The organism is uncultured Halomonas sp., from assembly GCF_947501415.1.
Classification (GTDB): domain Bacteria; phylum Pseudomonadota; class Gammaproteobacteria; order Pseudomonadales; family Halomonadaceae; genus Halomonas.
Genome location: NZ_CANMVL010000010.1, coordinates 33890 through 50230, shown reverse-complemented (window position 1 = coordinate 50230; position 16341 = coordinate 33890). Strand labels below are relative to the sequence as shown.

The following is a 16341-nucleotide window of genomic DNA, read 5'->3' as shown; positions in this document are numbered from 1 at the left end:
CAATACTCTCAGCAGGCTAACTTTTTTCGCCCCCTAAATCGGAGCCGTCATGTCTCGCCTCGCCGCTACTCCCTTGTCCGTTCTCGATCTTGCCCCCATCCGCGAGGGTGGCAGCGCCGCCGACAGCTACCGTGAAAGTGTGGCTCTGGCCCAGCTGACCGAGCGCCTGGGCTTTACCCGCTTCTGGCTCGCCGAACATCACGGCATCGAGGGCATCGCCAGCGCCGCCACCGCGGTGCTGATCGGCCATGTGGCCGGTGCCACCCAGCGTATCCGCGTCGGCAGCGGCGGCATCATGCTGCCCAATCACCCTCCCCTGGTGATCGCCGAACAGTTCGGCACCCTGGAAACTCTCTACCCCGGGCGTATCGACCTGGGGCTGGGCCGCGCACCGGGCTCCGACGGTGCCACCATGGCGGCGCTGCGCCGTGATCCCTATGCCGGGGTGGACGACTTCCCGCAACGCCTGGAGGAGCTGCAGGGCTTTCTCGGTGACCCACGACCCGACCAGCGGGTGCTCGCGGTTCCCGGCCAGGGCACCCATGTTCCCCTCTGGCTGCTGGGCTCAAGCGGCTACAGCGCACAGCTCGCCGCACGCCTCGGCCTGCCCTTCGCCTTCGCCGCCCAATTCGCCCCGGGATATCTGTTCGAGGCGCTGCGCCTCTACCGCGACAACTTTCAGCCCTCTGCGGTCCTCGAGCGCCCCCACGCCATGGTCGGGCTGCCGGTGGTCGCCGCCGAGACCGATGCCCACGCCGACTACCTGGCTTCCACCATGCGCCAGAAGTTCCTGGGCATGATTCGTGGTCGACGCACCAGCGCCAAGCCCCCGGTGGAGCACCTGGAGATGTCGCCTATCGAGGAGGCTCAGCTGCAACAGTTCCTGGGCGCCGCCATCGTCGGCGGCCCCGAGACCGTGCACCAGGGGCTGGAGGCCTTCCTCGAACAGACCGGCGCCGATGAGCTGATGCTCAACACCGACGTCTATGCCCTGGAGGACCGGCTGAGAAGCTACGAGATCGTGGCCGAGGTGTGGAAGGGCTAGCCTGAAAGGAACGAACCTGCCTTCTGGCCTTCCAAGGGGCAGCACATTTCGCGGCGCACCGACGCCGCCCCTCAGGAGAGTCAGATGCCCGATACCCAAGGTCCCCACCGCGACCCCCGCCAGAATCCCGCCTGGCGCGCCGCCCAGACATGGCAGCAGCGCGCCCGCCAGAGTCGGGGTGGCGGCCTGCTCGACAGCCTCAAGATGCTGCTCGCCTGGCTGCTGTTCGGCACCCTGATGATCGTGGCCATGGTGCTCGGCCTGATCTTCCTGCTGGTGGGCTGGGCACTGATGCCGCTGCTGCGCCACCGGCTGAAGAAGCGTATGGAACAGATGCGCGCCGAACAGGCCGAGGACGTGGACGGCACCAGCTTCCACTATCAGGAAACCCGTTATCGGGAGACGCACACCTCCAGCGGTAGCCATCGCGAGCAGCAGGTGCTGGAGGGGGATTACGAGGTAAAACCTGACGAGAAGGACAAGCGCTGAGTGTCAGGCGGCCTCTCGCCGAGCCTCCCGACTGGCCTGGCGCCACGGGTGATGTAACAGCTGGTAGGCCAGCGCCCCTGCCACCACTCCCCAGAAGGCCGATCCGAGCCCCAGGAAGCTCATGCCCGAGGCCGTAGCGATAAAGGTGATCACCGAGGCCTCCAGGTGGTCCTTGTGGGCGGCGAAGGCGCTGACGTTGCTGGTGATGGCGCCGATCAGCGCCAGGCCCGCCAGCACCGCCACGAACTCGCCGGGCAGCGAGGTGAACAGCAGCACGATGGTGCCGGCGAAGGTGCCGCCGATCAGGTAGAAGACCCCGTTGGCGACCCCGGCCACGTAGCGCTTGTCGGGATCCTCGTGGGCCTCCTTGCTGGTGCAGATCGCCGCCGTGATCGCCGCGATCACCGTGGTGATGCCGCCGAAGAAGGCAGTGACGAAGGAGGTCAGGCTGGTCACGGTGACGATCGGCCTGGCCGGCGTGTTGTAGCCAGAGCTACGCATGATCGCCATGCCCGGCAGGAACTGGCCGGTCAGGCTGACCAGTACCAGCGGAATGGCCAGGCTCAGGGTGGCATTCCAGCTCCATTCGGGGCGAATGAACTGGGGCTGGGCCAGTGTGAGCGACACCCCTTCCAGGCTAGCACCCTCGAGCACGACGGCCAGCACCACCCCCACCACCAGCAACAGCACCAGGCTGTAGCGTGGCGTCACGCGCTTGAAGAACAGGTAGGCGAGCAGCATCCCCGCCGCCAGCGCCGGCACCGATGCGAACGACTCGAAGACCCCGACCCCGAACTGAAAGAGGATGCCGGCCATCATCGCACTGGCGATGCCTGGCGGGATCATGCGGATGATGCGATCGAAGGAGCCGGTGATACCGATAACGAAGATCACCGCCGCCGCGGTGAGATAGGCACCCACCGCCTCGGCCAGAGACAGGCCGGGGAACAGCGTGACCAGCAGTGCCGTGCCCGGGGCCGACCAGGCGGTCACCACCGGCACCTTCAGCCACAGGCTGAGCACGATGCCCGACACGGCGGCACCCAGCGAGATCGCCCACACCCAGGAGGTCATCATGGCCGTGGAGATCTCGGCGCTCTGCGCCGCCTGGAAGAAGATCGCCAGCGGCCCCGAGTAGGAGACCAGCACCGCCACGAAACCGGCGGTGACCGCGGGTATCGAAGCGTCCTTGAATAGCGACATGGTGAATAGCCCTGAAGCTTGTCTGTCGAAAAAAGGCCTGAACTACCGAAGCAGATTCAGGCCAAGGAGGATAAACGTTGCCTAAGGCGGGCTCAGGCGGCTTCGCCGGCTGCCCTTGCCGCCTTGCTCTCGCGGGAGAACTCGAAATCCCGGAATTCCACCAGCATCGAGATCCCGGCCCCCAGCACCAGCGCCCAGAAGGAGGCACCGACACCGAAGATCTGGACTCCGGAGACGGCAATCAGGAAGGCGAACATCGCCCCCACCTCATGCTTGCCGGAGAAAGTGATATGCATGGCGGAGCTGATCACACGGAGCAGCGCGAGCCCCGCGATGATGGCGATGAAGTAGCTGGGCATCGCCTCGATCAGGCTGAACACGAAGCCGTAGAAGGGCGCCGCCACCACGAAGATGATGCCGACGATCACCGCGGCCACCCAACGCTTGTCATGGGTCCCGGCCTCGGGGCCGGAACAGATCCCGGTCATGGGCGCGGCGATGCAGGTGCTGTGCAGGTTGAAGAAGGCCGAGACCATGGTGCCGAAGCCTCCCAGCGCGGTGATGCCATTGGCCGGCGCCTCCTTGTAGCCCATGCCCTTGACCAGCCCCACGCCGGCTGGGGTCTCCATGCCGACCAGGATCAGCGCCAGCGGCAGCCCATAGGCCAGGAAGGCCTCGAGGGTGAAGGCGGGCATGATGAACTCGGGCAGCCTGAAGGAGAACTCCACGCTGGAGAAATCCGCACCCGAGAGGGCCATGTAGGCCACCCCCACCACCAGCGTCACTACCAGCGGCGGTACCCGGCGCAGGTAGCGGGCGGAAAAGAAGAACGAGAGGATCATGACGGCAGCCGGCAGCATGGCATTCTGCAGCGGCATCACCATGTTGGTCCCGAACTTGAGCAGCACGCCCGCCACCATGCCCATGACGATGGGCATCGGGATCAACCACATGACGATTCGCATCCAGCCCGCCAGGCCGACGACAAGCGCGATGGCACCCGCCATCAGCGTGGCCCCCAGGGCTTCATTGAGGCCCACGATGGGAATGATGGCGGCAAACAGCAGCGCGCCGGGAATGGAGTTGGCCATGGGCAGCGGCAGCCGGTAGTAGGCCGGCAGGAAGAGACCGAACAGCCCGTTGATGAACAGGTAGCTGATCACCCACAGCAGGGTGAACTCCTGGGGGAGACCTGCGGCGGTGCCGGCACTGATATGGATGATACCGGCGCTGAGGCCGAAGATACCGGCCACCAGCCCTGCACTGAGGTTATCCGCGTTCAAGTCTCGCAGGAAGTCGCGCGGCGCCGATGCGAGGCCGACGCCCTTCTCGATGTGTTTCATGTGTGCTCCAGGGGATTATTATCGTTGCTCTTGGAAAGGCACGGGGCGTTCATGGCCGACATGAAAGGGCGGCCCATCGGGCCGCCCTTCTTTTCCGTATCAGCCCTGGTCGCCACCGGCCACCGGCAGCACGCTGCCGGTGATGTAGCTGGCATCGTCGGAGGCCATGAACAGGATCGGTGCGGCCATCTCGTCCAGGGTGCCGTAGCGGCCGAACAGGCAGCTCTGCCTGGTCTGGTCGATATGTGCCTGGAACCACGCCTGCTCAGTCTCGTTGCGCGGCTCCGGCGTGCCCCGGGAAATCTTCCGGGGCGGCGCCTCGGTGCCGCCGGGAGCGGTGGCCACCACGCGAATGCCATGCTCGGCATACTCGAAGGCCAGCGAGGCGGTCATGGCGTTGACGCCGCCCTTGGCCGCCGAATAGGGGATACGATGGATCCCGCGCGTCGCGGCAGACGACACGTTGACGATGACACCACCACCCTGCTCCACCATGGTCGGCAGCACCGCACGGCAGCACCACAGGGTCGGCATCAACGAGCGGGTGATCTCGGCCGAGATCTCGGTAGCGCTGAACTCGGTGAACGGCTTGAAGTTGATCGCCCCGCCCACGTTGTTGATCAGGATATCGATGCGCCCGAAGTGCTCGACGCTCTTCGCCATCACCTCGGCGGCACCCTCCCAGGTCTCCAGGTCGGCCTGCAGCGCAATGGCGTCAACGCCCTGCTCCACCAGGCCGGCCACCACCTCCTGAACGAGATCGGCGCGATCCACCAGCGCCAGGCGTGCGCCCTCGGCGGCGGCTCGCTCGGCGACCCGCCGCCCGATCCCCTGGGCGGCACCGGTGATCACCATGACCTTGCCGTTGAAACGACCGTCGGTGAGGCGGCTCATGCCTTGCTCCCCGCCTCGTTGGGCGTGAACTTCTCGTAGTGGAAGCTCTGCGGCACGATGCCCTGGGCGTCGAAGTGCTTGAGCACCGCATCGACCATGGGAGGCGGACCGCACAGGTAGACGTCGACGTCGCCATCGTGCATCACCTCGGCATCCATATGATGGGTCACATAGCCCTTGCGCGGATGCTCGCTGGCCTCGTCCACCACCACAGTGGAGTAGGTGAAGTTGGGAAGCTTCCCGGCGAAGGCCTCCAGGGCATCCACCTTGACCAGATGGTCATCCTTGTTGACACCGTAGATCAGGTGAATCGGCGCCTCGCAGCCCTTCTCGACCAGCTGGGCAAGCATGGAGAGGAAGGGAGCCAGGCCGGTGCCACCGGCCAGCATCAGCACCGGACGGGTGACATCACGGATATAGAAGCTGCCCATGGGACCAGTCAGTGCCAGGCGATCTCCCACCGCGGCACGCTCGCCGAGGTAGCTGCTCATCACGCCATTGGGGATATTGCGGATCAGGAAGGTCGCGCGCTTCTCGCCCGGCAGGGAGCTGAACGAGTAGGAGCGATGCACCTCGGTGCCCGGCACGTCGATATGCACGTACTGGCCGGGCAGGAAGCTGAGCTCGGCGCCATCGTCCAGGTCCACCACCAGCTCGATGCTGTCCTCGGAGAGTTGCTCGACCGCGGCTACCGTGCCATCAACCTTGCCTACCGCCGTCTTGCACACGGTCGAGGCGACGGGTACCTGGATGACACAGTCCGAGGAAGGCACCATCTGGCAGGTCAGGACCTGACCCTCGGCAGCCTCCTCGTCGGAGAGCGCCTCCTCGATGTACTCGTCGCCCATGTCGAATTCACCCTGCTCGCAGTGCCCCTTGCAGGTGCCACAGACACCGTCGGAGCAGTCCATGGGCAGGTTGACCTTCTGCCGGTAGGCCGCATCGAGGACCGTTTCACCTTCCTTGCAGCCGATGAATCGGGTGACGCCGTCCTCGAAGTTGAGGGCAATGGTATAGCTCATGGTCGAATCTCCTCCCGCACCGGGTCAGATGTGATAGATATCGATGACCTGATGGATATAGTCGTTATTGAGTTGCACCACCTTGCGCGTGATCAGCGGCTGCTCTCCCGACACGTCCAACGTATAGAAGGCAGTCCCGAAGTAGCTGAAGTTCGTCTTGTAGACGTGGCCCAGCGTGTGCCAGTTGAAGCGCAGCTCCAGCGTGTCGCCCTCTTCCTTGAGTACCTCGAGGTTGCTGACCTGGTGCGTGGTGCGTGGCTCCGGGAGGGTGGCGCTGCTGCGCTCGGTCTTGATCCGGTAGACCCGGTCCTCGAGACCCTCGCGGTTGGGGTAGTAGATCAGCGAGATCTCGGACTGCGGGTCCTCGGTCAGCCGGTCGCTGTCGTCCCAGGACGGCATCCAGAACTCGACGTCCTTGTGGTAGCACTCCAGCCATTCGTCCCACTGGCGTTCGTCGAGCAGGCGTGCCTCGCGGTACAGAAAGGCCTGGATATCCTGATAACTGATGCTCATGGCGATGCTCCCCTTAGGCGGACGCGGTGGCGATAAACTGGCTGCGCTCTTTCTCGATGGCGCGCAGCATCTCCTCGACCCAGTGCTTGTGGTGCAGCACGTAGAGGCCCTCGTCCTCGGGTGAGGCACCGCTGAGCAGCGGCTTCATGCCGATCGCCTGGGCGTTCTCATCGGCGCCCTCGATCCACTGCTTGGCGCCGCGAGAGAGGTCGTTCCACTCGGCCAGCGACCCGTTGTAGCCTTCCTGGCAACTGCGAAACTCCTCCAGGTCATCCGGCGTGCCCATGCCCGAGACGTTGAAGAAGTCTTCGTACTGACGGATACGCAAGCGGCGGTTCTCGGCCGACTCGCCCTTGGGCGCGAAGCAATAGATGGTGACTTCGCTCTTATCCACGGAAATCGGTCGAATCACACGAATCTGCGTGGAGAACTGGTCCATCAGATAGACGTTGGGGTAGAGGCAGAGGTTGCGGGTCTGGTTGACGATGGAATCGGCACGCGCCTCGCCGAACTCCTTCTCGATCCACTCCTTCTGCTGGTAGACCGGGCGCACCTCGGGGTTGAGCAGCCGGGTCCACAGCAGCATGTGGCCGTTCTCGTAGGAGTAGAAGCCACCCTGGCTCTTGGACCAACCATCGGCGTCCACCGCCTTGGTGCCGCCGGCGTCGTAGTTGCGGCGATCCATGGTGGAGGCATAGTTCCAGTGCACGGAGCTGACGTGGTAGCCGTCGGCGCCGTTCTCGGCCCCCAGCTTCCAGTTGCCGTTGAAGGTGTAGGACGAGGTGCCACGCAGGACCTCCAGGCCTTCCGGGGCCTGATCGACGATGTTGTCGATGATCTTGGTGGTCTCACCCAGATACTCCTCGAGCGGCTTGACGTCATCGCTCAGACTGCCGAACAGGAAGCCCTTGTAGTTCTCGAAGCGCGGCAGGCGCTTGAGGTCATGGGAGCCGTCCTTCTTGAAGCCATCCGGGTAGGCACCAGCCTTCTCGTTCTTGGCCTTGAGCAGCTTGCCGTCGTTCTTGAAGGTCCAGCCATGGAAGGGGCAGGTGAAGGTGCCCTTGTTGCCACGCTTCTTGCGGCACAGGGTGGCGCCACGGTGGGCACAGGCGTTGATCAGGCCGTGCAGCTCACCCTGCTTGTCGCGGGTGATGACCACCGGCTGGCGGCCCATGGTCACGGTCATGAAGTCGCCCGGCTCGGCGATCTGGCTCTCGTGGGCCAGGAACAGCCAGTTGCCTTCGAAGACGTGCTTCATCTCCAGTTCGAAGAAGGCCGGGTCGGTGAACATGCTGCGATGGCAGCGGAAGACGCCCTTCTCGGCGTCGTCCTGGACGGCGCCGCGGACGCGCTCCTCGAGTTGATCAAGCTTGCTGGTCATGATCCATATCCTCGGTATCTTGTCGTATTGGTCCGGCGGACCCAGGGGGTGGCCCGCCGTCATCAAGGGATGGCCTGTCGATCAGACCTTGGCGGTACCCGCCAGCTGGCTGGCCTGGTCCTGCTCGTCTTCCTTGGCGCGCGGACGGGCATGGCGAGTCTGCAGCTCGGCCTTGTCGGTCCTGGAGAGCTCGACGTCGAACACCACCTCGGAGAAGGGACCGTCCATCTCGCGCTTGGCGATCTCGTCCTGCTCCTCGATGCGGTTGGCCGGCACCACCAGCTCCTCGCGGGTCGCAAAGGCGAAGTCGTCGTAGGTGTAGGGGTCGCCGGCCAGGTTGATCTGGGTAGTCAGGTGCTGGTGACCCGGCGCGGAGACGAAGTAGTGGATGTGCGCCGGACGCTCGCCGTGGCGGCCCAGGGACTTGAGCACCACATCGGTGGGGGCGCCTTCCGGCACGCCGTAGCCGGACGGGATGATGCTGCGCGCGGTGTAGCGGCCTTCGCTGTCGGTATAGATAGTACGGCGCAGGTTGTACTCGCTCTGGGTCTGGTCGAAGAAGGAGTAGCCGCCCTTGGAGTTGGCATGCCAGATCTCGACCTTGGCGCCAGCGATCGGGGTGCCGTCGACATCACGCACCTGGCCGGTCAGCCACATGGCCTCGCCGTCCTGGTCCTGGCCGTCGTCCATGCGCGCGAAGCCCTCGGCTTCCGGGGCGCCGGCCACGTAGAGCGGGCCTTCGATGGTGCGCGGGGTGCCGCCGGTACGCTGGGCCTCGGCGTCGATGGCGTCCTGACGCATGTCGAGGAAGTGGTCGAAGCCCAGGCCCGGAGAGAGCAGGCCGAACTGGGTCTGGCTGCCCAGGGCGTTGAGCAGATTGACGGCGGACCAGTACTCCTCCTCGCTGACGTCGAAATCGTCGATCAGCTTGAACAGGTCGGAGATCAGGCGATGGACGATCTGTTTGGCGCGCTCGTTGCCGCCCTCCTGGTCGAAGCCGGCGATGGTCTTCAGGAAGTCCTGAACTTCGGGGGTATCGAAAATCTTCACGGTCATGGTCGGTTATCCTCGTTCGTTATATGGTTGTGTTCCGCTCGACGGAACTGACTGGCTTCATCCGTGACTCAGGAGTCGTCCTCGCGCACGGAGGACGGGTGACGACACAGCGGCTTGACGCTGATCTCCATGTAGGGAAAGAGCGGCAGATTGCTGACCAGCTCCTGAAGCTCGGCGTTGTCCTCGACGTCGAAGATGCTGACATTCGAGTAGCTGCCGGCCACGCGCCACAGGTGACGCCACTTGCCGGAGCGCTGCAGCTCCTGTGAGTAGGCCTTCTCGGTCGCCTTGATCTCGGCGGCCTGCTCAGCCGGCATGGACGGCGGCAGCTTGACGGTCATTTCCACCTGAAACAGCATGACGTTCTCCTCTTCAGCGCAAGCACACCGGAGTACTTGCGGGACTCGGTTGTCGGGGACTCAGCCCTTGCGGGAATAGTGGGCCAGCTGGTCTTCGTCCAGGGTGATGCCCAGCCCCGGCCCCTTTGGCAGCTCGACGCCGAACTCGCGATAGGTCAGCGGCTCGACGACGATGTCATCCTTGAGCAGCAGCGGGCCGAACATCTCGGTGCCCCAGGCCATCTCCGGCAGCGTGGCCCAGGCATGCAGGGAGGCGGCGGTGCCGATGGTGCCCTCGAGCAGGGTGCCGCCATAGAGGCCGATGCCCGCGGCCTGGGCCACGTGGGCCAGCTCCAGCACGCCCTGCAGGCCACCTGACTTGGCGATCTTGAGGGCGAAGGCACCACTGAAGCCGCCGCGGACCAGGTCGAGGCCATCGCGGGCATCCTGCACCGCCTCGTCGGCCAGCATCGGTACGTTGAAGCGATCGGCCAGGCGGATCAGGCCGGCATGCTCGCGGGCCGGGATGGCCTGCTCGATCAGCTCGATGCCGGCATCCTGCAGGGCCTGGATGCCGTAGACGGCGGTGGACTCGTCCCAGGCCTGGTTGACGTCGACGCGCACGCTGGCGCGATCACCCAGGGCTTCCTTGATGGCGGCCACGTGGCGCACATCCTGGTCCACCGGGTTGGCACCGATCTTCAGCTTGAAGTCGCAGTGGCGACGCTGCTCGAGGCGCAGCTGTGCCTCCTCGATATCCTTGGCGGTATCGCCGCTGGCCAGGGTCCAGAGCACCGGAAGGTGTGTCTGGCGGGCGCCGCCCAGCAGCTCGGCCACGCTGAGGCCCAGGCGCTTGCCCTGGGCGTCGAGCAGCGCGGTCTCGAGTGCCGACTTGGCGATCATGTTGCCGCGGGCATGACGATTGAGCAGGGCGCGCAGGGCGTTGACGTTACCGGAGGCCCGGCCGATCAGCAGCGGCGCCAGGTAGGTATCGATATTGCACTTGATGCTCTCGGGGCTCTCCGGGCCATAGGCGAGGCCGCCGATGGTAGTGCCCTCGCCGAGGCCCTCGATACCATCGCTGTGACGCATGCGCACGATGACCATGGTCTGGCAGGCCATGGTGGTCATGGAGAGCTTGTGGGGACGAATGGTCGGCAGGTCGACCAGCAGCGTCTCGATGCTTTCGATCACGGATGACATGGGAGGCTCCGAAGTCAGGGGATCTGGTGATTGCGTGGCAGTTTGATTGCAGGTGGAAGACCGAACCAATATTGTTTGGGTGCCCTGCCATACCCAGGAGGTATCATGGAATTGCGCCATCTCAGGTACTTCTGTGTGGTCGCGGAAGAGCTGAACCTGACCTGCGCCGCCGAGCGCCTGCACATGTCACAACCACCTTTATCCAGGCAGATCAAGAAGTTAGAGAATGAAGTGGGCGCCGAGTTGTTCGAACGGGGCTCCCGCGGCCTGCGCCTGACCCCCACAGGCCAGTTCTTCCGGCAGCACGCCATCCAGATACTCGAGAAGGTAGACGCCACCCTGGAGTCCACGCGACGCATGGCCCGAAGCAAGCGCATCATGTTCGGCATCGGCTTCGTACCCTCGGTGTTCTACGGACAGCTGCCCCTGCTCGTGCGCGATTTACGACAAAAGGATGATGTGGAGTTGACCCTGGCCGAGCTGACCACGGTGCAGCAGATCCAGGCGCTGAAGGCGGGGCGCATCGACCTGGGCTTTGGCCGCCTGCGCATCGACGACCCGGACGTGGAGCAGGAGGTGCTGTTCGACGAGCCGCTGATCGCCGCCCTGCCCAGCGGCCACCCGCTGGAGGGCACCACCCCGACCCTCGAGGAGCTGGCCCGCTACCCGCTGATCCTGTTTCCCGCCAAGCCACGGCCGAGCATGGCCGACATGGTGCTGGGCCTGTTCCGCCGCAAGGCGCTCAAGGTGGAGGTGGTGCAGGAGGCCAACGAACTGCAGACGGCGCTGGGGCTGGTCGCCTCGGAGGTGGGCATCACCCTGGTGCCGGAGCAGGTCCGGCGCGTCCAGCGCGACGGCATCTCCTACGTCTACCTGGCCGATCCAAGCCTCACCTCAGCGGTGATCTGCAGCCGCCGCCGCGGCGAGGCGCCCTCCCCGGTCATGGAGGAGGCCTTCCGCATTCTCGAGGTACTGGTGGAGAACCGCCGCCGCGGCCGCTACCCCTGAAACGCCGGAAGATGCCGTCCGCCGGTGCCCACCCACGACAAGACCCGGGCCATGCGGGCCCGGGTCTCGTCGTGATGCGGAGAAGCGTTTACGTCACTCGAGGGACTCGTAGGGCAGGCCCACGTAGTTCTCGGCGATGGTGGTCAGCCCCGCCTCGGAGCCGGTCACGTAGTCCAGTTCGGCCTGCTGCATGCGGGTATTGAAGTCCTCCTCCTCGGAGAACTTGTGCAGCATGGAGGTCATCCACCAGGAGAAGCGCTCGGCCTTCCAGATCCGCTTGAGGCAGGTCTCGGAGTAGTTGGGGATCAGGTCGGTGCGCCCCTCCTGATAGACCTTGACCATCAGTCGGTAGAGGGTGTTGACGTCACTGGCCGCCAGGTTGAGCCCCTTGGCACCGGTGGGCGGCACGATATGGGCGGCATCGCCGACCAGGAAGAGGCGACCGTACTGCATCGGCTCCACCACGAAGCTGCGCAACGGCGCGATGCTCTTCTCGAGTGATGGACCGGTGACCAGCTTGTCGGCCACGTCATCGGGAATCCGGCGCTTGAGCTCCTCCCAGAAGCGCTCGTCGGACCAGTCTTCGACCTTCTCGTCCAGGCCCACCTGGATGTAGTAGCGGCTACGGGTCGAGGAACGCATGCTGCACAGGGCGAAGCCGCGCTCGTGGCGGGCATAGATCAGCTCCTCGGCCACCGGCGGGGTATCGGAGAGCAGGCCCAGCCAGCCGAAGGGATAGACCTTCTCGAACTCCTTGATGCGCCCCTCGGGAATCGACTTTCGCGAGATCCCGTGGAAGCCGTCGCAGCCGGCGACGTAGTCGCAGTCGAGGCGATGGGTCTCGCCATCCTTCTCGAAGGTGATGTAGGGACTGTCGCTCTCCAGGTCGTGGGGCTGGACGTTGTCGGCCTCATAGATCGTGGTGCCGCCGGTCGCCTCTCGCGCCTCCATCAGGTCACGGGTCACCTCGGTCTGGCCATAGACCATCACGGTCTTGCCGCCGGTCAGCCCGGCCAGGTCGACGCGCACGCGCCGTTTGTCCAGCGCCAGCTCCACGCCGTCATGGACCTCGCCCTCCTCGTCCATGCGCTTGTCGACACCCGCCTCGCGCAGCAGGTCGACCATGCCCTGCTCCAGCACACCGGCACGAATGCGGCTCAGCACGTACTCGCCGGACTTGCGCTCGAGGATGATGTTGTCGATGCCCTGTCGGTTGAGCAACTGGCCCAGCAGCAGGCCAGAGGGGCCGGCACCGATGATCGCGACCTGTGTCTTCATGGGGAGACTCCGTTGTCAGGCAGTGGTGAACATCTGTTCGCTATGTGGATTGTATTTTTCACTGAAACCCTCGCCCATATAAGGCAATATTGGCAGTGTTACCTGGATAATCCCAACATCACCTACCGACCTTAGTCGAAACGAACCGCCGGAGACCTCCATGTCCACCAATGCCGTCCCGGTCTTCAAGCTGTATGGCGAGACGCGCCACTGGCCGACGCCGGACCTGCTCCACTGGGAGTCGATCCCCGAGCGCAGCCGGCTGCACGACTGGAAGATCCACCCGCATCGCCATACCGACCTGCTGCACCTTCTCCACCTCTCTGCCGGCCGCGTCAGCCTGGAGCTGGAGGGGAGCCACCGCTCCCATGAGGCCCCGCTGGTTATCGTGGTACCGGCCATGAGCATCCATGGCTTCCACTTCTCGCCGGATACCCAGGGCCATATCATCACCCTGGCAAGCCCCCTGGCCGAACGGCTGGAGGAGCGCCTGGGTACTCAGGCCGGCGCGATGTCACTGGCTACCGCCTACCCTCTCGAGGCAGCCCGACCCGCCCGGCGCATCGCGACCCTGGTGGACCAGCTGGGAGATGAGTATCGAGCCCCCGCCCCCGGCCGCGAACGCATCCTGGAAGCGTTCACCGAGGCGCTGTTTATCGAGATCTCCCGCCTCGCCGACAGGCGAATCACCGCCGGTAACACGAAACTCCCGCATCCTCAGGACCGCGGACTGACCCATCTGCAGAACTACCAGGCCCTGATAGAGAAGCAGTTTCGTCAGCAACCCAGCATCGAGAGGTTCGCCGAGCAGCTGGGCATGACCAGCGCCCACCTCAACCTGCTGTGCCGACGCCTTGCCAACCGCAGCGCCCTGCAGTTGCTGCATGAGCGCCTGCTGCTGGAGGCCAAGCGACAGCTCACCTACACCAACATGACCGTCGGCCAGGTGGCCGACAGCCTGGGGTTCTCGGAACCCGCCTACTTCACGCGCTTTTTCAAGCGCTTGACCGGCCTCGCCCCGCGGGACTTTCGCCGCCGCCAGCCCGACGCATCGTCATGACACCGTGTCCTGAGACAGGTGCCCTGAAACGACAGCGCCCCCGCAAGCCATGACTTGCGGGGGCGCTTCTTGCTGGTGTCATTGACTCAGCCGGTCGCTTGCAGGGACTTGCTGTCAAATGCCTGGGCGTTGGGGCAGAACCCGCGGCATGTCTCCCGAGTCTCGCCGGCACGCATCGCCTTCCAGCAGCGACCGACCACGGGACAACGGTTGCAGACCGTCTGCAGCTCGCCGAACTGCGTTGCCTGCTCAGGACCATAGTCGTCGGGAGAGAGGCCGAAGCGCACCATCATCTCGGGCATCAGGGTCTCGGCGGGAATCAGGTCGCGCTCGGCTCCGCGATTCAGGGTCCGCGACACCTCACGCTCGAAAGCCGGCGCCATCGGCGCATTCAGGTCACGCACCAGCTCCCGGAAGTCGACGTTGGCCTCGTGGCGCATGCCCTGCACCACCTGGGGCATGCTCGCCTCGAAGAGGCGCTCCTCGAGCCGTGCCAGCCAGCCCTGACACTCGATCTGCTTGTCGTTCATGTCACACCTCCGGGTCGGTCGTACCGGCAGTGCCGGCCACCAAGCGAGTTTCACTGTCTGCAGGATGGTACGGCACGGGCCGATTGCCAAATGAGGATTTCACACACTCCTATAACTTCCAGGTTATGCCATACCCCGCGACCCGGCGGCCGTGAGGCTCCCGGCAGTTAGAGAAGGAACAGGGTGGTGAGCACCGGGAAGGCGATCAGCAGCGCCAGGCGCAGGAAGTCCGAGACGATGAAGGGCGCCACCCCCTTGAAGATCTCGCCAAGCCCCACATGGGGCGCCATCGCCTTGATCACGAAGACGTTCATCCCCACCGGTGGCGTGATCAGGCCCAGCTCCACGGTCAGCACGGTGATGATGCCGAACCACACCGGATCGATGCCCAGCGCCTGGATGATCGGGAACACCACCGGCACCGTGATCACCAGCATGGCGATGGCGTCCATGAACATCCCCAGCACGAAGTAGAGCGCAAGGATGCAGAGCACCACCACCATGGGCGACAGCTCCATGCCGTAGAGGACGTCGGTGATGGAGAAGGAGATCCGCGACACCGAGATGAAGTAACCCAGGGTCTCGGCCCCCACCAGCATGAAGAACACCACGCTGGAAAGCGCCAGGGTCTCCTGCACGCTGCGCCATAGCTCGGCCCCGCGCATGCCCTTGGCCAGGGCGTAGAGCAGGGTGGCGAAGGCACCGACGCTGGCCCCCTCGGTAGGGGTGAAGGCGCCGAAATAGATCCCCAGGATCATCACCAGAAATACCGCGAAGAACGGGACCAGCCCCGAGAGCGAGGCCAGCTTCTGCTTCCATGCCGTGGGCTCGCCGGCCACGGCAAGCGAGGGCTTCACGCGCATCACCGCGCTGACCGTCAGCGCATACATCACCAGGCCCAGCAGGCCGGGCACCAGGCCGGCCATGAACATGTCCCCCACCGACTGCTCGGTAAGGATGGCATAGATCAGCAGCGCGATGGAGGGCGGGATCATGATCCCCAGGGTGCCGCCGGCGGCCAGTGCGCCGGTGGCCAGACCCCGGTTGTAGCCGTAGCGTTCCATCTCCGGCAGGGCGACCCGGGTCATGGTGCTGGCAGTGGCCAGCGACGAGCCGGAGATCGCCGAGAAGATCCCGCAGGAGCCCACCGCGGCAATGGCCAGGCCACCCTTCCAGCCGCCGCAGATTACCCGGGTGGAGTGGAACAGCTTGCCGGCCATGCCGGAGTGGGCCGCCAGCACCCCCATCAGGATGAACATCGGCACGGCGCTGAAGCTGTAGTTGGAGAGCACCTCCACCGGCACGGTCTTTAGCTGGGCGATTGCCGCTCCCCAGCTGATCACCTGGGCAAAACCCACCACCCCGACGACCAGCATGGCCAGCGCTACCGGCACCCGCAGCACCATCAGCAGCAGCAGTGCGCCCAGGCCGATGGCCCCGATCATCTCACTCCCCATGGGCGGCCTCCTGATCGGCAGCGAAGACGGCACTCAGCACGGCATGCAGCAGGCTGCGCAGCCCCAGCAGCAGGCTGAGCACGGCGGCGGCGTAATAGATGGGCCCCATGGGCATCCGCAGGTCCTGGGTCACCTCGCCATGCCGTGCGGCGGCGGAGGCAGAGTCCAGCAGCCCCAGGAACAGCACCAGCCCCAGGGCCGCAAAGCCCAGCAGATAGACGCCGTGCAGGCGGTTCTTGAGGTTGGGTGAGAGTCCATGGGAGAAGGCCTCCACCACTACCTGACTCTTCTCGACGTTGGCCGCCATGGCAGCCAGCAGGGAACAGAGCATCAGGTAGCTGACCAGCTCCACGCTGCCGGAGACACGTAGGGCGATAGCCCCCTCGGTGATCCGGTAGAGATAGCGGGTGACGACATCGGCGATGGTCACGCCCAGCAGTGCCACCAGGGCGAGGCCGGCCACGATACGACAGACAAGGGCCAGCCAGTGGCTGGCCCTTTCCAGAGTGAACTGCACGCCC

General features: G+C 65.0%; 17 protein-coding genes. 4 read left to right on the top strand and 13 right to left on the bottom strand.

Translation table 11 applies throughout. The annotated features are described in order from the left end of the window. Positions 1-49 precede the first annotated feature (49 nt). Positions 50-1045: an LLM class flavin-dependent oxidoreductase gene (locus Q0894_RS07825; protein ID WP_299233353.1), complete on the top strand. Its 996-nt coding sequence runs from the start codon at positions 50-52 to the stop codon at positions 1043-1045. An 84-nt stretch (positions 1046-1129) separates the two neighbouring features. Beyond that, positions 1130-1534, top strand: coding sequence for a hypothetical protein (locus tag Q0894_RS07820; protein WP_299233350.1), 405 nt, complete (start codon positions 1130-1132; stop codon positions 1532-1534). Positions 1535-1537: 3 nt separating this feature from the next. Here Q0894_RS07820 and Q0894_RS07815 read toward each other — a convergent pair whose 3' ends face one another. From Q0894_RS07815 to Q0894_RS07775, 9 genes are all read right to left on the bottom strand, one after another. Next, complete coding sequence (locus tag Q0894_RS07815; RefSeq protein ID WP_299233347.1) at positions 1538-2737, bottom strand: benzoate/H(+) symporter BenE family transporter; 1200 nt, start codon at positions 2735-2737, stop codon at positions 1538-1540. A 92-nt stretch (positions 2738-2829) separates the two neighbouring features. Beyond that, positions 2830-4080, bottom strand: coding sequence for a benzoate/H(+) symporter BenE family transporter (locus Q0894_RS07810; protein WP_232912463.1), 1251 nt, complete (start codon positions 4078-4080; stop codon positions 2830-2832). A gap of 99 nt (positions 4081-4179) precedes the next feature. Further along, positions 4180-4974 (bottom strand): benzoate diol dehydrogenase BenD, encoded by a 795-nt coding sequence (gene benD, locus Q0894_RS07805; RefSeq protein WP_282038895.1) that lies wholly within the window; start codon positions 4972-4974, stop codon positions 4180-4182. Further along, the gene (gene benC, locus Q0894_RS07800) at positions 4971-5996 is read right to left on the bottom strand and encodes a benzoate 1,2-dioxygenase electron transfer component BenC (RefSeq protein ID WP_299233331.1); all 1026 of its coding nucleotides are present in this window, start codon (positions 5994-5996) and stop codon (positions 4971-4973) included. The genes benD and benC overlap by 4 nt, the downstream gene beginning before the upstream one ends. Before the next feature lie 24 nt (positions 5997-6020). Continuing rightward, on the bottom strand, positions 6021-6509 hold the full coding sequence (benB, locus tag Q0894_RS07795; protein ID WP_299233329.1) for a benzoate 1,2-dioxygenase small subunit: 489 nt from the start codon (positions 6507-6509) through the stop codon (positions 6021-6023). 13 nt (positions 6510-6522) lie between these two features. Further along, positions 6523-7890 carry a Rieske 2Fe-2S domain-containing protein gene (locus Q0894_RS07790; protein ID WP_299233327.1) on the bottom strand — a complete coding sequence of 456 codons (1368 nt, stop codon included), beginning with the start codon at positions 7888-7890 and terminating at the stop codon, positions 6523-6525. Positions 7891-7971: 81 nt separating this feature from the next. After that, positions 7972-8946, bottom strand: coding sequence for a catechol 1,2-dioxygenase (gene catA, locus Q0894_RS07785; protein ID WP_299233325.1), 975 nt, complete (start codon positions 8944-8946; stop codon positions 7972-7974). Between the two features lie 68 nt (positions 8947-9014). Beyond that, the gene (catC, locus tag Q0894_RS07780; RefSeq protein WP_023007444.1) at positions 9015-9305 is read right to left on the bottom strand and encodes a muconolactone Delta-isomerase; all 291 of its coding nucleotides are present in this window, start codon (positions 9303-9305) and stop codon (positions 9015-9017) included. A 60-nt stretch (positions 9306-9365) separates the two neighbouring features. After that, entirely contained in the window at positions 9366-10487 is a 1122-nt protein-coding gene (locus Q0894_RS07775; protein WP_299233321.1) for a muconate/chloromuconate family cycloisomerase, read from the bottom strand. Between the two features lie 105 nt (positions 10488-10592). Between Q0894_RS07775 and Q0894_RS07770 the strand changes: the two genes are divergently transcribed. Continuing rightward, positions 10593-11495: a LysR family transcriptional regulator gene (locus Q0894_RS07770; protein WP_299233319.1), complete on the top strand. Its 903-nt coding sequence runs from the start codon at positions 10593-10595 to the stop codon at positions 11493-11495. Positions 11496-11588: 93 nt separating this feature from the next. On the opposite strand, the gene pobA is transcribed toward Q0894_RS07770, so the two are convergent. Next, positions 11589-12773 carry a 4-hydroxybenzoate 3-monooxygenase gene (gene pobA, locus Q0894_RS07765; protein WP_299233317.1) on the bottom strand — a complete coding sequence of 395 codons (1185 nt, stop codon included), beginning with the start codon at positions 12771-12773 and terminating at the stop codon, positions 11589-11591. A 160-nt stretch (positions 12774-12933) separates the two neighbouring features. Between pobA and Q0894_RS07760 the strand changes: the two genes are divergently transcribed. Continuing rightward, positions 12934-13833 carry a helix-turn-helix domain-containing protein gene (locus Q0894_RS07760; protein ID WP_299233315.1) on the top strand — a complete coding sequence of 300 codons (900 nt, stop codon included), beginning with the start codon at positions 12934-12936 and terminating at the stop codon, positions 13831-13833. Positions 13834-13919: 86 nt separating this feature from the next. Here Q0894_RS07760 and Q0894_RS07755 read toward each other — a convergent pair whose 3' ends face one another. From Q0894_RS07755 to Q0894_RS07745, 3 genes are all read right to left on the bottom strand, one after another. Next, positions 13920-14363, bottom strand: a complete 444-nt coding sequence (locus tag Q0894_RS07755; protein WP_299233313.1) for a hypothetical protein — start codon at positions 14361-14363, stop codon at positions 13920-13922. 167 nt (positions 14364-14530) lie between these two features. After that, positions 14531-15820, bottom strand: a complete 1290-nt coding sequence (locus tag Q0894_RS07750; protein WP_299233310.1) for a TRAP transporter large permease — start codon at positions 15818-15820, stop codon at positions 14531-14533. Further along, complete coding sequence (locus Q0894_RS07745) at positions 15810-16337, bottom strand: TRAP transporter small permease subunit (protein WP_299233307.1); 528 nt, start codon at positions 16335-16337, stop codon at positions 15810-15812. Before Q0894_RS07745 ends, Q0894_RS07750 begins: the two co-directional genes overlap by 11 nt. Between the last annotated feature and the right edge of the window lie 4 nt (positions 16338-16341).

What these genes read in the sequence shown, in the direction of transcription:
- Q0894_RS07825 (WP_299233353.1), top strand. Translation starts at nt 50, where the DNA reads ATGTCTCGCCTCGCCGCTACTCCCTTGTCCGTTCTCGATCTTGCCCCC.
- Q0894_RS07820 (WP_299233350.1), top strand. Translation starts at nt 1,130, where the DNA reads ATGCCCGATACCCAAGGTCCCCACCGCGACCCCCGCCAGAATCCCGCC.
- Q0894_RS07815 (WP_299233347.1), bottom strand. Translation starts at nt 2,737, where the DNA reads ATGTCGCTATTCAAGGACGCTTCGATACCCGCGGTCACCGCCGGTTTC.
- Q0894_RS07810 (WP_232912463.1), bottom strand. Translation starts at nt 4,080, where the DNA reads ATGAAACACATCGAGAAGGGCGTCGGCCTCGCATCGGCGCCGCGCGAC.
- benD (WP_282038895.1), bottom strand. Translation starts at nt 4,974, where the DNA reads ATGAGCCGCCTCACCGACGGTCGTTTCAACGGCAAGGTCATGGTGATC.
- benC (WP_299233331.1), bottom strand. Translation starts at nt 5,996, where the DNA reads ATGAGCTATACCATTGCCCTCAACTTCGAGGACGGCGTCACCCGATTC.
- benB (WP_299233329.1), bottom strand. Translation starts at nt 6,509, where the DNA reads ATGAGCATCAGTTATCAGGATATCCAGGCCTTTCTGTACCGCGAGGCA.
- Q0894_RS07790 (WP_299233327.1), bottom strand. Translation starts at nt 7,890, where the DNA reads ATGACCAGCAAGCTTGATCAACTCGAGGAGCGCGTCCGCGGCGCCGTC.
- catA (WP_299233325.1), bottom strand. Translation starts at nt 8,946, where the DNA reads ATGACCGTGAAGATTTTCGATACCCCCGAAGTTCAGGACTTCCTGAAG.
- catC (WP_023007444.1), bottom strand. Translation starts at nt 9,305, where the DNA reads ATGCTGTTTCAGGTGGAAATGACCGTCAAGCTGCCGCCGTCCATGCCG.
- Q0894_RS07775 (WP_299233321.1), bottom strand. Translation starts at nt 10,487, where the DNA reads ATGTCATCCGTGATCGAAAGCATCGAGACGCTGCTGGTCGACCTGCCG.
- Q0894_RS07770 (WP_299233319.1), top strand. Translation starts at nt 10,593, where the DNA reads ATGGAATTGCGCCATCTCAGGTACTTCTGTGTGGTCGCGGAAGAGCTG.
- pobA (WP_299233317.1), bottom strand. Translation starts at nt 12,773, where the DNA reads ATGAAGACACAGGTCGCGATCATCGGTGCCGGCCCCTCTGGCCTGCTG.
- Q0894_RS07760 (WP_299233315.1), top strand. Translation starts at nt 12,934, where the DNA reads ATGTCCACCAATGCCGTCCCGGTCTTCAAGCTGTATGGCGAGACGCGC.
- Q0894_RS07755 (WP_299233313.1), bottom strand. Translation starts at nt 14,363, where the DNA reads ATGAACGACAAGCAGATCGAGTGTCAGGGCTGGCTGGCACGGCTCGAG.
- Q0894_RS07750 (WP_299233310.1), bottom strand. Translation starts at nt 15,820, where the DNA reads ATGGGGAGTGAGATGATCGGGGCCATCGGCCTGGGCGCACTGCTGCTG.